An 18,244-nucleotide genomic window follows, 5' to 3' on the forward strand; every position below is an offset into this window, starting at 1 on the left:
CAAAGCGCGAGATTTCCGGTAGTAATCCCATCAAGCAGAAGATGGTTTCAACTATCTTAGATTGTTCTATAATAGACTGGCGCGCCGGGGTTACAATGGCAACTTCAACATCGATCGAGTGGACTGACGCAACGTGGAACCCCGTCACGGGATGCACTAAGATCAGTGCAGGCTGCGACAATTGCTACGCCGAGCGGTTTTCGGAGCGCTTTCGCGGAACGCCCGGCCATCCTTTCGAAACAGGGTTCGACCTTACACTGCGGCCTGAGCGCATAGAGCAGCCGCTGAGGTGGCGTGAACCCCGAATGATCTTTGTAAATTCCATGAGCGACCTCTTTCATAAGGAGATCCCGGCTGCCTTCATTTCCAGAGTATGCGACACAATGGAGAGCGCTAATTGGCACACGTTCCAGGTCCTAACCAAGCGCTCATCGCTCATGCGAAATTTTCTAAAGCGGCGTTATGGAGACGATCGGGGTCCGAACCATATCTGGTTTGGCGTATCTGTCGAAGATGGCACGAAGCTGAGTCGCGTAAGACACCTACAAGATGCTCCAGCTGGCGTTCGCTTCCTCTCAATCGAGCCGCTCATTGGACGCATTGGGAAGCTCGATCTCACGGAAATCGACTGGGTGATTGTCGGTGGCGAGAGTGGTCCCCGTGCGCGCCCAATGAGCCCAGACTGGGTTCGCGAAATCCGCGATCAGTGTCTTTCTGAAGGTGTTCCATTCTTCTTTAAACAGTGGGGCGGCTTTCGGCCTAAGTCAGGTGGCCGCGATCTAGATGGCGAAGAATGGAGCCAATTTCCGACCAAACAGAGATTTGTTGACGCAGCCGAGTGATGGTCTCTCTTGAAGATTATAAAGGTCGTGAGCAGGCTTACGTAAAACACGTTCTGCTCGAGCGATACCTGGAAGCGCTCGTGCACAAGACGGCGAGCGTTTACCCCCACATCGTTTATGTTGATGGCTTCGCAGGCCCCTGGCAAAGCGCGAATGAGCATCACGAAGATACGTCTTTTGGAATTGCGCTGCGCACTCTTCGCACCGCGAAAGCAGCCTGGAAAGGCAAACGCCGCGACGTCAAGATGACGGCGATACTGATAGAAAAGTCCGCCAGCGCATTTAAAGAACTCGAAAAGCTTCCGCCGAAATTTCCCGACATTGAGATCATACCGCAAAAGGGAGATTTTGTGGGCCTAATACCCAACATTCTCTCGAAAATACCAAGGGACGCATTTTCCTTTTTCCTGCTGGATCCTAAGGGTTGGCGAATTCCACTCAATGCGCTGCAACCGATGCTGGCGCGGCCTAACTCGGAAGTACTATTCAATTTCATGTTCGAATTCATCAATCGCGCTGCCAGCATTGATGATTCTGTCGTGGTGACGGGTCTAAACGAGTTACTTCCCTCAGGGGATTGGAGGCAGCAGCTCAGCCAGAGCACCACTTCTGATCAGCGCAAGGAAGTCTTGGTCGCCGCATTCACAGAGTGTCTCTCTCAGGCCGGCAACTTCAAGCATGTTTGCGAAACGACGATCTTGCGTCCGGACCGTGATCGTCCTCTGTACTCACTTTTCTACGGCACGAGGCACGACCGCGGCTTGGAGGTCTTTCGAGACTGCCAAGTTAAGGCGCTCGAAGCACAAGCGGCCACACGCGCCGCAACGAAGGTGGATAAGGCTGAGGCCAAATCCCGCCAGACCGAGATGTTCGGCTCATTTCATGAAATGAATGAAAATGAAGCGAGTACCTTCCTTGAGTCTGAGAAAAACAAAGCGCGCGCCGCCTTGGTTGCATTGACGCCTGATAAATTAAATCCGATCTTGTACAAAGATCTCTGGCCACTCGTTCTCGCTAAGCATGTAGTGAGATTGACCGCTGTCAATCAACTTGCCGCTCAACTCCGAAAGGAGAATGTTATCGACTTTCCAGATTGGGAGCCACGGAGACGCGTTCCTCAACCTCATTATCGTTGTTGTCGCAAGGAGAACTGAACTCGCTAACTGCGCTCCTGTGTTGTTCTCCATTTGCAATGGTGGACTTAGACCACCACGGAAGCCACATGATCCTAGTCCCCGAGAACAACGATCGCTGGCAACTACTCACCCCCCGCAACATAGCAGTGCGGAAGTTATGGGGGTGGGGTCACTCGATACAGAAGATACTAGCAGCATCCGAGCCAACGCCGCGCGAAAGCGCGCATTTAGTCATAGCTTCGGATTATGGTGGGGAACACAAGAAGGCGACCCATTTGATTTACTGCTACCTGATTGCTCGGGAAGGAATCGGTGAATGGCAATTGTATAATCAAGCAGCACGTCGACATCTGACCGATGCACGTCGGATGGCTTACAAAAGACTTGACGATCCGCTTCGACAAAACGCGCTCATCCCCTTTCTTACCGCCGCTTCAGGTATTGATGGCCACCTCGTCGCAATTGCGATCGACAAGAGAAAGAAGTGGCTATCCATTGTCCCAGGCGAGTCGGCCTCGCTGCTGGAGGCGCTCAACTTAAGAGAAAAATGGAATCCTCGCGCGCTAGAGGGAATGCTGCGAAAAGTACATATCACAGGTATCCTGCTCTCGCTCTGGTCACGACCTTACGGCAATGTCACTTGGATCACGGACCAGGACGAATTTGTAGCAAACGAGTCACGCCGCGACGACGCTCTGGTCGCCGCCGCTCGCTTCTCTTCTTTTTACATTGACCATCCTATGGGAGCCTTCCGTCTAAATAGAACGGATCAAGACGTTGACGGGCGCGACTTCGAAGATCTGTGCGCCATTGCAGATCTATCTGCTGGCATGCTGTCTGAGGTATCGAGCCGGCTTCGCAACAGAGGTTGGCAAGACAGGCTCTGGACGTTGAACGGCGATTTACCGCCGAAGGCGGAGCTTATCGCGGATTGGTTCTGGGATGCCAAAATGACTCTTCGAAAGACACTGATCACAATCGATGTCCACGGGACACGCTTCAGTGTCCAGAAAATATCTAGGCTTAGCCTGGCGGAATAAACCGGCCGACGGATCACGAGGTTGCTAGCTGCAGCTGCCCACAGCGATGGACCGCTCGTTCAGTGCCTCCTCAATCCCGCTTCACGACGCATTCGCTCTCGCCCGTTCGCGGGCTTCGCGGCGGCGCTCTCGGCGCTCGCGCCGCCGCTTGGCCCGGTCGGCGGGCTGCGGCAGCGGGGGACGCGGAGCCATCTCGACCACCGGCGGGGATGTCTCATTGACGGGGGACGCCAGGCTCGGCTCACTCGGTGCCGGGCGGGCTTCCATGAACGCCAAGACGTCTCGCCCCTTGGAGGTCAGTCTCCAGCCGCCGCTGATGCGCTCGACCAGGCCTTGCGAAAAGATGTCGAGGTCCGGCACCCGGCTGGCAAGACGCCTCGTCCGGTCGGCCCAATCGCGGCCACTGGTTGCCAGGATGGCCATGTCGCGCTTGAGGTCTTCCATGACGGCAAAGCCATCCGGATAGCTCACCAGGATCTTCAACACCGTCACCTGGAAATTCACGCCCCCGCCCCCGCTCTGGTCAATCAGCGCCAGAAGATCCCTCTCGGGAACGCCCACCGTACTTTGCTTCGCTGCCGTCGCGATTCAAAAATGTTAATCCCGAGGAAGAAGGGCGCGCAGGGGAGCGGGGCTGCAGGGGCGCGTCGCTCAAACCTAAAGCTTCCGATAAGTCACATGCGCAGTCGCGAACGGAATGCCCGCGCGCCCGGCGGATCCGCGCACGATGCAGGCGCGGTCATCGATCGCGTAGAACCAGTCGTCGAAGTTCAGCTTGAACGACTTGCCATCGCCTTGGGGCGTGTCGCGCGTGTACGTCCAATGGAATGCACAACCGGCCTGCTCGCCGGTGGCTTCGCCTTCGAGGCGGTTCTCATGGCCGGTGTATCGACCTTCGTCCAGCTTGTGAATGGTCCAGCGCAGCGTGTCGCTGTGGCCGTCATCGAAGGTGTAGGTTTCGGTCAGCACGACGGTGTCGGTGTCCGCGTCCAACTCGCCATGCGCCGCGATCGTCGCCCGCTTCAACAGCCCGCCAATGAGGCTCTCGACCACCGCCCATCCTTCCAGGCGGCCGACGAAGAACTGCTCGGGGAGAAACAGCGGCGTGGTGCCGGCGAACGCATCAATGGCCATGGGCTTTTCCTCCGAACCGATGACCACTCAAGTCGCCTCTCGGCACCGGGTTCCCCTAGCAGGAGACCCGCCTGGCTCGTTGCCGTGTTTGCGGGGGCATGCGGACCCCGCGTCAACCCTTCGCCTTCTCCACAGCCCTCCGGAACACGGGGACAAAAGCAGTCCCGCCGTTTGCGAATCCCTGCTCCGTGCTAACGCGCGGAACGATTTGGCGGGCGCACGGATTCGTCCCGCAGGAGCGATCTCGCATGTTGATGATCAGGGAAAGACGGCCGGCGATCCAGACACTGCGCGGATGGGCCATCCATGTGCTGCAGGAGGCCGGCGCGATTTGCGAATGCGAGGAGCATGGCTGGGCCAGGGATCGTGCCGACGCGCACGCTCGTGATCGTGCGGTCGCGCTTGCGCGTCGCGATCCGCCGGACGGCGTCTCCGCCGATCAGGCCGTCGCGGAGATCAACGATGTGCTCGATTCGATCGGCGATACCTGTCCGGAGTGCCCTGACGAGGGCCTTTGAGGCCTCCACAAGCGACCACGGACGACGAGGTAGCGTCCGTCCGCCGGGATGCCTCATGCCGATTTTCGCCGCGCCCCTGCCGCGGGCTTCTTCGCGGATGTCTCCCTGGCGGCCGCCTTCTTGCCCGCGATCGGCATCAGCATCTCCTTCTGGCCTGCGGCCGCCTTCCTCGGCTTCTTCCCTGGCTTGTCGGCCTTCGCGGGCGCGGCCTGCTTCCCGGCTTCCTTGCCGACGCTGCGCCGCAGCGCCTCCATGAGGTCGACGACGTTCTCGCCCTTCGGCCGCTCCTTCGGCCGGATCACCTTGCCGGCGCGCTTTTGGTTGATCAGCTCGATCAGCGCGGTCTCGTAATGGTCCTCGAACTTGTCAGGCTCGAAGCGCCCGGCCTTCTGGTTGACGATGTGCCGGGCGAGATCGAGCATGTCCTTGGTGACCTTCACGTCCTGGATGTCGTCGAAATATTCGGCCTCGCTGCGCACCTCGTAGGGATAGCGCAGCAGGGTGCCGACCAGGCCCTTGTCCATCGGCTCCAGCGCGACGATGTGCTCGCGGTTGGTCAGCACGACCCGCCCGATCGCGACCTTGTTCATCTCGCGGATGGTCTCGCGGATCACCGCGAAGGCGTCGTGGCCGACCTTGCCGTCGGGGCGGATGTAATAGGGTCGGATGAGGTAGCGGGGGTCGATGTCCGATTTGTCGACGAACTCGTCGATCTCGATGGTGCGGGTGGATTCCAGCGCGATCTCCTCGAGCTCTTCCCTGGAGACCTCGATGTACTGGCCCTTGTCGAGCTCGTAGCCCTTGACGATGTCCTCGTTCGGCACCTCGTCGCCGGTTTCCGCATCGACCTTCAGGTATTTGACGCGGTGGCCGGTCTGCCGGTTGAGCTGGTTGAACGAGATCTTCTCGCTCTCGGACGTGGCCGGATAGAGCGCCACGGGGCAGGTGACGAGGGACAATCTCAGGAAGCCTTTCCAATTGGCGCGCGGGGCCATTGACGCAGAACTCCGGTTCGAGGCGACACGGATTCAAGACGAACGGGGGGCCCGGGTTCCGACATGGGGAGCGAGATTCAGAACGCCGTCCTCGCGACGCACAAAACGAAGATCTCGATCCTGACAGCCCGTTCGACCTGGCCTATGGCGTAGCGCAATCCGACCATCAGGATCCATTTCCGGATGCTCACCGCGATCGGTCGTGAAAGCCGTGGTGCCGGGCAACGCCAGGCGTTGCCTCGTAAGCCCGGTTGGCCCCAAACACGGGAGCCGCGCCGCCGGGGCGTTCCAGGCCCATTCTGCCTGCCGGCGTCAGTTCGCAGTCGTTCAACACATCCCGATCGGGATATTGCGCCTGAAACGAATTTGGATCTTGAATCGCCCACAACGGGCACTGGGCGCTTGCAGAGCTTATCGCGCCAATCGACATCATCGCTGCAATAACAAAGGTCCTGAATCCAGTCATGGTCGTGCTCCGAACGGTGGTTGTTTCGTGCGGAGCATTCGCGCTAGTTCGAACCGGCTGCTCTGTTGAACGCGTTTCCTTCTAATTTCTTGGTTGATCATGAGGTAGGTATGCGCTTCGGAAAAAACACGTGGGTGAACAATCACGCCTGCGCGAATGGCAAATCGGCGTGCTCACCATGGCGCGACACACACAAGGCGACGAAAGACTCGAAACCGTGACGCAACTGCCGGCATGAAGCCGCGTGCGGGGTTTGCGGATTCGCACGAATTCGACCGCCAAACGGCGCGTGATGCCGAGGACGTTACCAGTCTTGCAGGCGTTGCCGATTGCGAGGGTGTGGACCGAGGATCATCTAACGCATCATCGTAGGTCTATCGGAGAAGCTCCCATGCGATCAGGTCTCGTTTTGAGCCTCTTGATTATCCTGTGTGCGCCCGTCAGCGCCGCGGTGGCAGGCCAGAGCGCCGCGGCAGGCAAGGTCCATCGGCATCATGCGACAGCGCATTCTCGTGTTGTGACGACCGGGACCGCTGCGGCCTGGGCCTATTCACCGGCACGGCCGGTCCGCCATCAACCGACCCCTCACTATGATGATCAACCAGAACCAGGTCATAATCCCTACGAGGGATGGGGTGGTTAACATCCCCCATCGCTAGCCCTCGCTAGCCGCGGCGCAGCGTCTCCGCCTCCACCCGCCACAGCCGCCACCGCTCCGGCACGCCCTTCAGCCGGTGCACGCCGTGATCCCGCAGACTGGTCGCCGCCTGCGTCGCCATCAGCTCCTTCACCGCGCTCGACACCAGCACCTCGCCGGCGCGCGCCTTCGCGGCAATGCGGGTGCCGATGTGGAAGGCGAGGCCGACCATCTCGCCGCCGCTGATGGTGTATTCGCCGGCGTGCAGGCCGACCCTGATCTCGAGGCCGAGCGTGCGCACGGCTTTCCGGATCGCGGTGGCGCAGGCGATGCCGGCGGCGGGCTTCTTGAAGGTCGCCAGCACGCCGTCGCCGGTGGTGACGACCTCCTTGCCGCCGCACGTCTTCAGTTCCTGACGGACCGCCGCGTAATAATGGCCCATCACCTTGGTCCAGCGCGCATCGCCGAGCTTCGCCGCCTTCGCGGTGGAGCCGACGATGTCGACGATCAGGATGGTGGCGAGCGCCTGCCTGAGCTCGGCCTTGCCTGCGGCCGGCGGCCGACGGTTCGCGATCGGACCGGTCAGCGGCTCATAGCGATGGCTGCGGCGCCGCGCGATCGCGGCCTTGGTGTAGTCCTGCGCGGCTTGCGCGGTGCCGCAGCGAACGGTCTTCTCCTGCGGCAGACGCGACCAATAGACCTTGCGCGCGGCGCCCGTGCCGTGCACTTCGACCGCGCCCCATTTCAGGAAGACCGCCGAGCCGACCCGCCTGACGCACCACGCCTTCGACGTGTATCCGGAGACGTTGGACTGATGGACACCGATGCGGAGGAATTTGGGCATGAAGCTGCGGCCGATGGAAGGACCGTTGGACGATTTGAAAGAACCCTATTCGGAGAGTTCCACATCGGCAATAGGCGCTCTCGCCGGGTTCTGCAGCCGAGGGGCGCATCGACGGCGCCAGCGGCTTCATCTTCAAAGCAACGATCGGCCCTCGCGCGCGTTTTCCGCAAGTGGAGACAGTGAGGCGCGCCATGAACAAGACGACCGGACTGACACCCGACGATTTTCCGATTCAAGCCGACAAGGACAAGCTGAAGACCCACAAGGGCGAGCCGGTGGCCTCGGCCGAGACCGAGCAGATTGCAGACGAGATCGCCGACCGGCTGAACGAGCACGCGCACCAGGAAGAGCAGGATCGCTGGTCGGCGTGATGCAGCGCGTTTGCGGCCGCCCCATCAAATTGGAACGACCACGCGTTCCCGCGCATTGGCCTTCGCCGGGTCTCACCATTCGGCGAATGGCGGCCCCGGCTCAAAGCCCCGCCCCCGGACGCCGGGCCGGGGCCGCCTGAGGCCTGGCACCTGAGGCTTGGCACAGGAGCGGACATGAAAGCACTCGTCGTCGCAGGGCTCATCGCGGCTCTCGCATCGTCCCCTTCCGCCTTCGCGCAAAGCGGCGCGGGGATGTCGAGGACGGGCTCGGGCATCAATTCGACCGGCACGGGCGGTATCACCGGCGCGGGCGCCTCCGGCCTCAATACGTCATCGGACGCCAACAGCGGCGGCGCGAGTGCATCGGCGAAGTCGTCAACGGTGAGGCCGGGCGACAACGATCCGGCCAGACAAACCCAAGGCGGCCAGCAGGCCCTGCCGAACGCCCCCGGAACTAACCGGAAATAGCGCGGGCCGGATAGGCATACAGCTCGATCGGCGCGTTGAAGCCGCGCACCTCGTGCCGCCCGACATGCTCCAGCGCGAACTCCTTCTCCACCAGCTCGGCGAAATCGCGTGACAGCAGCACGTTCCTGCCGAGCGTCTTGGTCAGGGTCTCCAGGCGGGAGGCCATGTTGACGGCCGGGCCGATCACGGTGAAGTCGAGCCGCCTCGCCGATCCGATATTGCCGTACATGACGTCGCCGACGTGGACGCCGATGCCGTAATTCAGCGGCGCGCGGCCGGTCGCGCCGTTGCGCTCGTTGAGCGCGACCATGGCTCCCCTCGCCTCGGCCACGGCGTGCAGAAGATTGGCGCAGGCATTGGGCTGGCTCAGCGGAAAGATCGCGAGCAGCCCGTCGCCGATGAATTTCAGGATCTCGCCGCCGTGCCGCGCGATCGGCTCGGACATCGCGTCGAAATAATCGTTGAGCAGGTCGATGACGTCGTCGCGCGGCCAGTTGTCGGAGATCTTGGTGAAATCCCTGAGGTCGCAGATCATGATCGCCGCGCGCACCGTCGTGCCGGTGCCGCGCCTGGTGGCGCCGGCCAGGATCAGCTCGCCGGCATGGGAGCCGACATAGGTCTCCAGCAGGGTGCGCGCCAGGCGGTTCTTGATGCGGATCTCGCTGACCAGCGCCAGCACCGGCAGCAGCTGCTTCAGGCCGGCGATGTGGGCGTCCTCGAAGCCGCCGGGACGATCGGTGGCGAAGGTGACGAGGTGGCGCCTGCCGAGCGTGTGAAGCAGCGGCCAGGCCACATAGTCGGTCATTCCCAGCGCCCGCATCTCGTCATAGAGGGCATGCTTGCGACCGAGCGAGGAATCCTGCTCGAGCTTCTCGCGGACCTCGTCGGCGCCGTCAAGGATCTCGTTGGCGGCGCTGCCGATATATTCGGACCGCTCGCGAACGTCGTAGTCGGCGAGCGTGATCTCCGCCTCGCGCTTGCCGTCGGACCACATCATGCGGGCGCCCAGCCATTGCGGGTGATGGATGATCACGTGAAGCGTCGACCGCTTGACCGGGATGCCGGCCTGCTGCAGGCGGATGCACATCTGCGCGAAGATGTTGTCGATGAAGCGCTCGTCGCGCGTGCCGTTGGTCAGCCAGTCGATGACGCCGTCGGCCTGCGTGGGGGCGTATGTGTCCGGCGCATTCATATCCTGCCCCTCGAGCTGCGGTTTGGCGAAGCAGATATCGTGCGCCGGCGGGGCCGCGTCAACCTGGCCAGTTGCATGGATTGTGCGCATCGGCCTGAGGTTCTAGACCAGGAGCAGGATCGACCCCAGCACCGCCGGACCCGCGACGAGCGAAAGCTGCGACGACCCGTCCAGCTCGAGCTTCAGCGTGCCGGTGCGGGGAACCACAAAATCCTCGTCGTCGAGACGGATGCGGCATTCGCCGCGCGGGGCGTAAACCAGATGCGTGCCGGCGGCGAGGTGCCGGTGATCACCTGGCTGCTTCAGCGCGACGAGGCCGATCTCCGCCGCACCGCGCCGCGCCATGAGGTTCACGACCTCGACGGGGCCGGCCTCGAGCGCGGTCACGATCTCGAGCTCGCCGGTGAAACGCACCGTCGTAAAAGGTTCACGCTCGTCCGGCGACTTCAGCACCAGCCCGCGGCCCTCGACGACCATCTGCAAGCGGTCGATGCCGGGCATGTGGGAGAAGGGACCCGGCGCAACAATCGGCGTCGACGCGAAGCGCCAGAGCAGGCTGTCCCAGTCCTTCCGCGGCGCATCGGCCCGATGAGCATCCGCGATGTCGGTGAAGACGCCGCCGCCGTTCTTCCAGGGCGAGCGGGTGTAGTCTTCAGGATTGAGCAATGTGGTCTTCATGTCTCGAGCTCGTCCAGGAAATGTCGGGAGTATGTAACCGAGTTTGAAGCCCGGATGAAGCTCCGCTCCATCCGGGCCACAGGTCCGCGGATGATGTTGCTACTTCGACGCCAACGCCGCCACGGGCCGCCAGCTGACGTCGGGCGCAGCTGCGGCGAGCCGACGGCAGCGGTCACGCATCAGCTCGGCCGGCTGATCGTGTCGGCGCTGCTTCAGCACCGCCTCGAAATCGGCGAGCGCGCCGACGAAGTCGCGGACGCGATAGGCGGCGAGGCCGCGCTCGTAGTCGGCGATCCAGCCGATGCCGCCAACCGCCTTCTCGTTCGCCATCCCGATCAGCTCGTGGACGGACAATCCCTCCTCGCGTCCGTAGACCGCGATGCTGTCGACCTCGCGCGTGACGACGGTGCCGCGCGCCAGACGTTCGGTTGCCTGGCCGATCAGGATCTGCGTGCCGTAGGATTTGTTGGCGCCTTCGAGCCGGCTCGCGACATTCACGGCATCGCCGATCACGGTGTAGTTCAGCCGCAGCTCCGAGCCGATATTGCCGACCAGCATGCGGCCGGAATTGATGCCGATGCGGATCTGGAGCGGCTGGCCGAGATCGTCGACGAGGCCCGATCGTTCGATCGCAAGACGGCAGGCGAGCGCGGCGCGGCAGCATCGCGCGGCGTGATCGCATTGCGGCTGCGGCGCGCCCCAGAACGCCATCACGGCATCGCCGATGAACTTGTCGATGGTGCCGCCATTGGCGACGATGATCTCCGAGGTGAGGTCGAGATAGCGCGACAGCAGCGGCACGACGCGGTCGCCGAGCCGCTCCGACAGCCCGGTGAAGCCGGCGATGTCGATGAACATCACGCTGAGCTCCTGGACGCTGCCGCCGGGCTTCGCCTCGACGCCCTGGCGCAGCAGGCCGCGGACGAGATCGGCCGGGATGAACTTGCGGAATGCGGACAGGCCGGATGCCATCTCCGCGATCGCACCCGACAGGCTTGCGATCTCCTTGAGCCGCGACGGGTGGCGACGGACCTGCTCCAGCGCGAAGGCTTCGACATGGCGCAGCTCGCCGACGACGCGCGACAGCGGCGCGGCGATGACGGACCGCGCCAGCATCGCCGAGGCCAGCGCCGCGAGAACGGCGCCGACGGCGAGGCCGAGGATCAGGCGATGCAAGGTCGTCTCGACCGGGCCGAGAAACTCGGCCTCGGGGATCACGGTCGCGAGCGACCAGCCGGGAAACGGCAGCGGCGTCAGCGCAACCTCGTAGGCCGCGCCGGCCGAGGTGATCCGGCTCCGCCAGGCCTCCTTGCGGCCGGCCTCCCCCGCTTTCTCCAGCGCTGCGCGCGCCAGCGGCAGCAGCGCAGTGTCGCCGCGCGCGGGATGGAGCTCGTCGGCCTCCCTGTCGGGCGCAGCAACGAGTTCGCCGCTTCTATCGACGATGAATGCGGTGCCGGTTCGCCCGACCTCGAGCTGCGACAGGAAGCGCGCGAGCCTGGTATATTCGATGATGACGGCAAGCACGCCTTGCCGCTCCTGGTAGACGTCGATCGGTCCGGCGAAGGCGATCGACGGCCGCTCGCCGGTCGCGTGGTCCATCACCCTGAACCATTGCGGGTCGTCCGCGCCGAGCCCGGCCTTGAACCAGGCCTGATCGGCGACGCGGAAACCGGTCGGCTCGAAGCGGCGGCTGGCGAACTCGATGTCGCCTGGCACCACGTCATATTCGTCGACGCGGCGCTCGCCCGGATGATCCGTGAGCGAGATCTCCATCATCTCGAGGCGTCGATCGCCGAGCTTGTGCGCGGCGAAGAAGGAGCCGTCGGGCCAGCCGAACGCGACCCAGGAAATCGTCGCCTGCGACTGCAATTGCGAGAGAAAGACGAACTCGCGCTTGTCGGCCTCGCGGGTGTCGAGCACGTTCTGGAGGAACAGGGTGCGGATCGCGGTGTGCGCGGCCCGCGCCTCGTCGACGATGGCCGAGACCTCCTTGCGCACCGCCGCCACGATCTGCTCGTTGATGGTCGAGGCGAGCTGCCGGCTGGCCGCCTCCGCCGTGCGCCACCACAGCAGGCTGGAAAGCGCCGCGGTCAGCAGGATTGCGGTCAGCACCAGCGCGGACACGGCAAGGCGGATGCTCACCGTCATCCTTGCGATCGCGCGAAGCTGGCGTCCGGGATCGACGTTCATGGTTGTATCCGCCTTTGGGTGGGTGCGACTCCTGTCATCGCTGTACGCAGATGTCCTACCGTCCGTTACCTCTGCCAAGTTTGGCAGGACGCATCCAATGCTCGCGCTCTAACGTGTCGATAGCGCCAAGGCATTGGCTTTTCGCCGCCGCTTGCCCGCTAATCCCACCCAAGCGCACCACCCGTGCGCCCGATCCAATCGGTCTCACGGATTCGTGAGCAGCCCGCCGTAACGCGGGCGACGCGCGGAGCGAAGGAGACCATGCGCGCATCCCCGCCCAGGCGATGCCACCAACAGGAGAACCTCGATGTCTGCCAAACGTGCCGTGACCTCCCTCGTCCTCGCCGGTGCGGTGTCGACCGCGCTCGCAACCCTTGCCTCTGCCGGCCCTCTCACCAAGGCCGAAGCCGATGCCGCCGTCGCTGCCAAGAAAGAGAAGTGCTTCGGCGTCGCGCTGAAGGGCCAGAACGATTGCGCGGCGGGACCGGGCACGACCTGCCAGGGCACCTCGACCGCCGACTACCAGGGTAACGCCTGGAAATTCGTGCAGGGCGGCACCTGCACCAGCATCGAGCTGCCGGGCGGCAAGAAGGGTTCGCTGAAGCCGGTGTAACGGCCAAGGGCAAGCACGAACGGAGCAGCACGATGAGCACGATCAAGCCGGCCCCGCCAGCAGCGCTGCCGCTCCGCTTCGCAACGCCGATCGGCGGCGTTGCCGGAACGAGCTTCAAGCCCGAGCACCGCCCGGCAATCCTTGAGGCAAAGCCTCGGCGCGGCTTCTTCGAGGTCCACGCCGAGAACTACATGGGCGCCGGCGGGCCGCCGCATCGCGCGCTGGAGGCGATCCGCCGCGATCATCCGCTCTCCCTGCACGGCGTCTGCATGTCGATCGGCGGACCACGGCCACTCGACAAGGCGCATCTGGCGCGCTTCCGCGGCCTGGTCGCGCGCTATCAGCCGGCATTGGTCTCCGAGCATCTCGCCTGGTCGACGCATGAGACCAGCTTCTTCAACGATCTGTTGCCGTTGCCCTATACCGAAGCGACGCTGGCTTGCGTCTGCGATCACATCGACCAGGTGCAGGAGGCGATCCGGCGGCCGCTGCTGCTGGAAAACCCCTCGACCTATCTGGCCTTCCGCGAATCCTCCATGCGCGAGACCGAATTCATCCGCGCCGTTGCGGAGCGCACCGGCTGCGGCCTGCTGCTCGACGTCAACAACGTGTTCGTCTCCGCGACCAATCATGGATATTCGGCGCTCGACTACCTCGCCGATTTCCCGCTGTCGCGCGTCGCGGAAATTCATCTCGCCGGGCATGCCGAGCAGGCCGACGACGAAGGGGACCTGCTGTTGATCGACAGCCACGACGGACCCGTCGCGGACGCCGTCTGGAAGCTCTACGAGATCGTCATCCGGCGCCGCGGGCCGGTGCCGACGCTGATCGAATGGGACAGCAAGATTCCGGACTGGCCGGTGCTGCAAGCGGAAGCCGCGGCCGCCCAGGCGATCCTCGACCGCCATCCCTCCGCCATGCCGGCAGGAGACCGTCATGCCGCCTGAAGCCGGCTCGTGCTTTGCCGCGTCGTTCGCGCCGGCGCTGCTGGATCCGTCACGCCGCACGCCCGATGTCGTGACCGGCCCCAACGGCAAGGCCGCTGGCCGGCGCTACGACGTCTACCGCAACAACGTCACGGTCAGCCTGATCGACGCGATCGCCGCGATCTATCCGGCGGTGCAGCGCATCACCGGCACCGACTTCTTCCGCGCCATGGCGCGCTTGCATGTGCGCAGCAAGCCGCCGACATCGCCGCTGCTGTTCGAGTACGGCCGCGACTTCCCGGACTTCATCGCGGCTTACGAGCATGCGCAAGATTTGCCCTGGCTCGTCGACGTCGCGCGTCTCGAGCGGGCCTGGCTCGATGCCTATCACGCCGCCGACGCCGCCCCGCTGTCGCCGACCCGGCTCGTGGCGGTGACACCCGATCGCCTGGCTGATCTGGTTTTCATTCCGCACCCGGCCGCGCACTGCCTGCGCTCGCACTACGCCGCCGTGACGATCTTTGCGGCCAACCGCGACGACGCACCGGTCATGCGGATCGATGCCTCGGCGCCGGAGGATGCCCTGATCACGCGAGGTGAGCTCGACGTCACCGTGCGCCGCCTACCGCCCGGCGGCGCGGTCTTCGCGCATCATCTGATGTCGGGCCGGCCGCTCGGCGAGGCCGCGGCGGCGGCGCTGGAGGCTGCAAGCGAATTCGACCTTGCCGCGAACATCGCCGGCCTGATCGAAGCCGGCGCCTTCACCTCGCTCTGTTGCGGAGACCCCTCATGATCACGGACCAGCCCATGACGACCGCCAGCGGCCTGCCCTCGCCCGGAGCACTCATCGACAGAGCCAATCATCTGGTGCAGGCGCTCGCGATGCCATCGCTGGTCCAGCTGGTGCTGCGCCTCGCGCTGGCCGTGCCGTTCTGGCGCTCCGGCATGCTCAAATGGGCCGGCTTCCTCAAGCTCAACGACACTGCCGTGACGCTGTTCAGCGACGAATTCATGCTGCATCTGCCCGGCGGGCCGTATCACTTTCCGGCACCGACAATGATGGCCTTCCTGTCGGGCTCCGGCGAGATCATGTTCCCGGTCCTGCTGGCGCTGGGACTGGGCACGCGGTTCGCCGCGCTCGGGCTGCTGGTCATGACCGTGATCGTCGAGCTCACGGTGCCCAACGGCTGGCCGATCCACCTCACCTGGGCAGCGATGGCGCTCGGCATCATGGCTTACGGGCCGGGGCACATCTCCCTCGACCATCTCGTTTGTCGCGCCCGGTCGCACGGGCGATAGGCGCGCGATCTTGTATATCCCCGAGCACGCCGGTGGGTGTGATTAGCGTGGCTACATCCCGCTCAAACCGCTATCGACTGCGAGGGGTTGCTGGCCCTGGCGGGAAACCATGGTAACCTGCACCTCGTGTCCGAACCTTCAGCGAGGCCAGCATGCCCGACACTGACAAGGTTTTCGCCGGCTCGATTCCGAAGCTCTACGACGAGTATCTGGTGCCGATGATCTTCGCCGTCTATGCGGAGGATATCGCAAGGCGCGTCGCCGCACGCTCTCCTTCCACGCTCCTCGAGATCGCGGCGGGCACCGGCGCCGTAACGCGTGCCGTGGCGGCGGCGCTGCCGCGCGGCGTTCGATATGTTGCAACCGACCTCAACGAGCCGATGCTCGCGGTCGCGGCGCAGCGCCAGGCCAATGACGATCGCATCACCTGGCAGCAGGCGGACGGGATGGCCCTGCCCTTCGGCGATGCCGCGTTCGACGTGGTCTGCTGCCAATTCGGCGCGATGTTCTTTCCGGACCGCATCAAGGCCTATGGAGAGGTCAAGCGCGTCCTGAAGGGCGACGGCACGTTCGTGTTCAACGTCTGGGACCGCATCGAGGACAATGTGCTGACGCATGAAGCCACGGCCGCGCTCGAAAAGCTGTTTCCCGATGATCCGCCCCGGTTCATGGTCAGGACGCCGCACGGCTATCACGACAAGGCCGTCATCAGGAGCGATCTCGAACGCGCGGGCTTCCGCGACATCGCGATCGAAACCCGATCCGACATCAGCCGCGCGCCTTCAGCCGAATATGTCGCCATCGCACTGTGCCAGGGCACGCCGCTGCGCAGCGAGATCGAGGCCCGGGATGCCGGCAAGCTTCAGGCTGCGACCGACATGGTTGCCGAGGCGATCCGGATGCGCCATGGCTTCGGCCCGGTCGAGGGCAAGATCCAGGCAATAGTGATCGAGGCCCGCCCGTAGGCCGCGGGCGTCGGCCGACGCGGCGCGTCCTTTACCAGAAGCCCCGCTGCATCGGCTGCGCCGGCTGATAATACTGGTATTGGCTGCGCCGGCGCGGGCTGGCCGGCTGAACGTACGGATCGCGCTGCTGGAAGAAGAGGCCGAAGCCGTCGTCCCAGCCGTCGTCGCTGGCGACCATGGCGGGCGCGGTCGGCTTGCGCGTGATGAAGCCGCCTTGCGGCTCGTTGCTCAGCACCGCGACGAACTCGGTCCGGTAATTGGTCTCGCTGCTCAGCGGCTCGTCCGAGATGATGATCGAGGAGCGCGGCAACGCGGTCGGCCCGATGCGATCCCACACATCCTGCGGGATGGTGATGCGGTCGAGCGCGTTGCGGGCCTCGTCGCCGTTCTCGATCGTGACCACGCTCCAGCGCAGGCCCGTGCCGGTCCTGGCCATCGCCGTGAAGACATGCGTGCCGATCGGCTGCTCGGGATTGCGGATCGTGACGGGGACCTCGATGCTGGTGTCGAACACCTCGCCGCCGCCGTCGGGCGCCGGCTTGTGCGTGTTCCGGCGCACGTAGAGCTTCTGCGTCGCGCGGCTGATGTAGACCGAGACCGGCTCGCCCGCGAGCTTGGCGTCGGTCGCGGCCTTGACCGCCTCGGTCTTTCTGGCCGCAGCCGTCTTCGCGGCTTCCTTGGTCGCGGCCACGGCATCGCGCTTCGGCTGCGCGGCGGCCCTGAAGGCGTCGAGCTGCGTCGCTGCGTCGGCGGCCTTGGCTGCGGCCTTCTGCTTCAGCTCCTCGGCCTTGGCGCGGGTCTGATCCGTCTTGGCGTTCGCGAGCGTCTTGTCGGCGAAGGCAAGCTCGGCATCGGCGCGGGCCTTCTGCTGCTCCAGCTTGCGTAGCGCAGCGGGGAGCGCGGTGGCTTCCTTGGCGGCGGCGGAAGCAGCCTTCTTGGCCTCGTCGGCCGCCCGTGTAGCCTCCTCCGCCTCGGCGGAGAGCTTGTCGGCCCGGCCGGGCACGGCCGCGATGGCCTCCGGCTTGGGCACGAACAGCGAGGGATGAGCGATATCGGTCGGGACCGTGTCGTTCGGCGAGACGATCACGCGCATGCCGATATAGGTCTTGTCGAACACGTTCTCGGCAAAGCCGAACGGCATCCGCACGCAGCCGTGCGAGGCGGCATAGCCGGGCAGCGGCCCGCCATGCAGCGCGATCCCGTTCCAGGTGATGCGCTGCATATGCGGCATCCAGGCATCGTCATACAGGCTCGAGCGATGCTCGCGGTTCTTCTCGAGGATGGCAAAGACGCCGGCCGGCGTCTCGCGTCCCGTGGTGCCTGTCGACACCGGCGCGCGGACGATCCAGCCCTCGGCATCGTAGAACGTGACCTGCTGGCTCTTGATCGACACGATCGCCATGATCGGATCGCCGGCCACCCGTGGCGCGACTGCCTCGGCCACCTGGCGCTGCTGCTTGGCCGCAATCGCCGGGGTGGCCGCCGCAAGGGTCGCCGCCGCCACGAGCGCAATGATTCCGGCAGGCCCCCGGCGCCCCACCGCCCTGATGGATTGCGCCGTCGTCGATCGGTTTTTCATGCCATCCTCGGTCGAACTGCCAGTCGGCTGGTGTCGCTCACGTGTCAGATTGGAATCATTGCATTAAGAAATCGCAGCCGCCTTACGTTCCCTCTGTGGCGAGATTCGGCACGTTGCGGCGACAAATCTCTCATATACGACGCCTCGCCCAGGCGGAAGGCGGCCTTGAGCCGGGGCTGGCCCGAAGCTGGTCTCGACCACTGCGGCAGAATGTCCGGGACAGCCGCCGGGCACGCGCCCATAGAGGCGCGGCTACAGCATGATCCGGAAAGTACGAAGCGGTTTTCCGAAAAGATCATGCTCAAACAAAGATCTAAAGCGCGATGACGATTCGTCCAAATCTCATCGCGC

Annotated in this window: 20 protein-coding genes; 11 read left to right on the forward strand and 9 right to left on the reverse strand. The window is 64.1% G+C overall.

Going from position 1 to position 18,244, the window contains the following annotated elements:
• The first annotated feature begins 95 nt into the window (after positions 1–95).
• From BDOA9_RS00420 to BDOA9_RS00430, 3 genes are all read left to right on the forward strand, one after another.
• Positions 96–842, forward strand: coding sequence for a DUF5131 family protein (locus tag BDOA9_RS00420; protein WP_025031974.1), 747 nt, complete (start codon positions 96–98; stop codon positions 840–842).
• A complete protein-coding gene (tcmP, locus tag BDOA9_RS00425; RefSeq protein ID WP_025031975.1) occupies positions 842–1,996 on the forward strand; it encodes a three-Cys-motif partner protein TcmP in 1,155 nt (384 codons plus the stop codon). Before BDOA9_RS00420 ends, tcmP begins: the two co-directional genes overlap by 1 nt.
• A gap of 68 nt (positions 1,997–2,064) precedes the next feature.
• Entirely contained in the window at positions 2,065–3,018 is a 954-nt protein-coding gene (locus BDOA9_RS00430) for a hypothetical protein (RefSeq protein ID WP_152033067.1), read from the forward strand.
• Between the two features lie 81 nt (positions 3,019–3,099).
• Here BDOA9_RS00430 and BDOA9_RS38655 read toward each other — a convergent pair whose 3' ends face one another.
• Together BDOA9_RS38655 and BDOA9_RS00440 are read right to left on the reverse strand one after the other, a co-directional pair.
• Entirely contained in the window at positions 3,100–3,522 is a 423-nt protein-coding gene (locus BDOA9_RS38655; protein WP_025031977.1) for a hypothetical protein, read from the reverse strand.
• 153 nt (positions 3,523–3,675) lie between these two features.
• Complete coding sequence (locus tag BDOA9_RS00440) at positions 3,676–4,152, reverse strand: DUF3833 family protein (RefSeq protein ID WP_025031978.1); 477 nt, start codon at positions 4,150–4,152, stop codon at positions 3,676–3,678.
• 248 nt (positions 4,153–4,400) lie between these two features.
• Between BDOA9_RS00440 and BDOA9_RS00445 the strand changes: the two genes are divergently transcribed.
• Positions 4,401–4,670, forward strand: a complete 270-nt coding sequence (locus BDOA9_RS00445) for a hypothetical protein (RefSeq protein WP_025031979.1) — start codon at positions 4,401–4,403, stop codon at positions 4,668–4,670.
• Positions 4,671–4,723: 53 nt separating this feature from the next.
• On the opposite strand, the gene ku is transcribed toward BDOA9_RS00445, so the two are convergent.
• The 3 genes from ku to BDOA9_RS00455 form a co-directional block, all read right to left on the reverse strand.
• Positions 4,724–5,665: a non-homologous end joining protein Ku gene (gene ku / locus BDOA9_RS00450; RefSeq protein WP_025031980.1), complete on the reverse strand. Its 942-nt coding sequence runs from the start codon at positions 5,663–5,665 to the stop codon at positions 4,724–4,726.
• Positions 5,666–5,852: 187 nt separating this feature from the next.
• Positions 5,853–6,131 carry a hypothetical protein gene (locus BDOA9_RS36585; protein WP_042335357.1) on the reverse strand — a complete coding sequence of 93 codons (279 nt, stop codon included), beginning with the start codon at positions 6,129–6,131 and terminating at the stop codon, positions 5,853–5,855.
• 665 nt (positions 6,132–6,796) lie between these two features.
• Positions 6,797–7,612, reverse strand: coding sequence for an adenylate/guanylate cyclase domain-containing protein (locus BDOA9_RS00455; protein ID WP_042335358.1), 816 nt, complete (start codon positions 7,610–7,612; stop codon positions 6,797–6,799).
• Between the two features lie 191 nt (positions 7,613–7,803).
• Between BDOA9_RS00455 and BDOA9_RS00460 the strand changes: the two genes are divergently transcribed.
• Together BDOA9_RS00460 and BDOA9_RS36590 are read left to right on the forward strand one after the other, a co-directional pair.
• Positions 7,804–7,983: a hypothetical protein gene (locus BDOA9_RS00460; protein WP_025031983.1), complete on the forward strand. Its 180-nt coding sequence runs from the start codon at positions 7,804–7,806 to the stop codon at positions 7,981–7,983.
• Positions 7,984–8,157: 174 nt separating this feature from the next.
• Positions 8,158–8,451 carry a hypothetical protein gene (locus BDOA9_RS36590; RefSeq protein WP_082847769.1) on the forward strand — a complete coding sequence of 98 codons (294 nt, stop codon included), beginning with the start codon at positions 8,158–8,160 and terminating at the stop codon, positions 8,449–8,451.
• On the opposite strand, the gene BDOA9_RS00465 is transcribed toward BDOA9_RS36590, so the two are convergent.
• The 3 genes from BDOA9_RS00465 to BDOA9_RS00475 all read right to left on the reverse strand — a co-directional run bounded on the left by BDOA9_RS00465 (position 8,438) and on the right by BDOA9_RS00475 (position 12,511).
• On the reverse strand, positions 8,438–9,643 hold the full coding sequence (locus tag BDOA9_RS00465) for an adenylate/guanylate cyclase domain-containing protein (RefSeq protein WP_025031984.1): 1,206 nt from the start codon (positions 9,641–9,643) through the stop codon (positions 8,438–8,440). The genes BDOA9_RS36590 and BDOA9_RS00465 overlap by 14 nt on opposite strands.
• Positions 9,644–9,745: 102 nt before the next feature.
• Complete coding sequence (locus tag BDOA9_RS00470; protein WP_025031985.1) at positions 9,746–10,321, reverse strand: HutD/Ves family protein; 576 nt, start codon at positions 10,319–10,321, stop codon at positions 9,746–9,748.
• A gap of 99 nt (positions 10,322–10,420) precedes the next feature.
• Entirely contained in the window at positions 10,421–12,511 is a 2,091-nt protein-coding gene (locus BDOA9_RS00475) for an adenylate/guanylate cyclase domain-containing protein (protein WP_025031986.1), read from the reverse strand.
• A gap of 307 nt (positions 12,512–12,818) precedes the next feature.
• Between BDOA9_RS00475 and BDOA9_RS00480 the strand changes: the two genes are divergently transcribed.
• The 5 genes from BDOA9_RS00480 (at position 12,819) to BDOA9_RS00500 (ending at position 16,314) form a co-directional block, all read left to right on the forward strand.
• The gene (locus BDOA9_RS00480) at positions 12,819–13,124 is read left to right on the forward strand and encodes a BufA1 family periplasmic bufferin-type metallophore (protein ID WP_025031987.1); all 306 of its coding nucleotides are present in this window, start codon (positions 12,819–12,821) and stop codon (positions 13,122–13,124) included.
• A gap of 32 nt (positions 13,125–13,156) precedes the next feature.
• Complete coding sequence (bufB, locus tag BDOA9_RS00485) at positions 13,157–14,071, forward strand: MNIO family bufferin maturase (RefSeq protein WP_025031988.1); 915 nt, start codon at positions 13,157–13,159, stop codon at positions 14,069–14,071.
• The gene (locus BDOA9_RS00490; protein ID WP_025031989.1) at positions 14,061–14,843 is read left to right on the forward strand and encodes an HvfC/BufC N-terminal domain-containing protein; all 783 of its coding nucleotides are present in this window, start codon (positions 14,061–14,063) and stop codon (positions 14,841–14,843) included. The genes bufB and BDOA9_RS00490 overlap by 11 nt, the downstream gene beginning before the upstream one ends.
• Entirely contained in the window at positions 14,840–15,349 is a 510-nt protein-coding gene (locus tag BDOA9_RS00495; RefSeq protein ID WP_025031990.1) for a DoxX family protein, read from the forward strand. The genes BDOA9_RS00490 and BDOA9_RS00495 overlap by 4 nt, the downstream gene beginning before the upstream one ends.
• A gap of 152 nt (positions 15,350–15,501) precedes the next feature.
• Positions 15,502–16,314 carry a class I SAM-dependent methyltransferase gene (locus tag BDOA9_RS00500; RefSeq protein ID WP_025031991.1) on the forward strand — a complete coding sequence of 271 codons (813 nt, stop codon included), beginning with the start codon at positions 15,502–15,504 and terminating at the stop codon, positions 16,312–16,314.
• Positions 16,315–16,345: 31 nt separating this feature from the next.
• On the opposite strand, the gene BDOA9_RS00505 is transcribed toward BDOA9_RS00500, so the two are convergent.
• Complete coding sequence (locus BDOA9_RS00505) at positions 16,346–17,893, reverse strand: L,D-transpeptidase (RefSeq protein ID WP_025031992.1); 1,548 nt, start codon at positions 17,891–17,893, stop codon at positions 16,346–16,348.
• Between the last annotated feature and the right edge of the window lie 351 nt (positions 17,894–18,244).

This window comes from Bradyrhizobium sp. DOA9, from assembly GCF_000617845.2.
GTDB lineage: Bacteria > Pseudomonadota > Alphaproteobacteria > Rhizobiales > Xanthobacteraceae > Bradyrhizobium.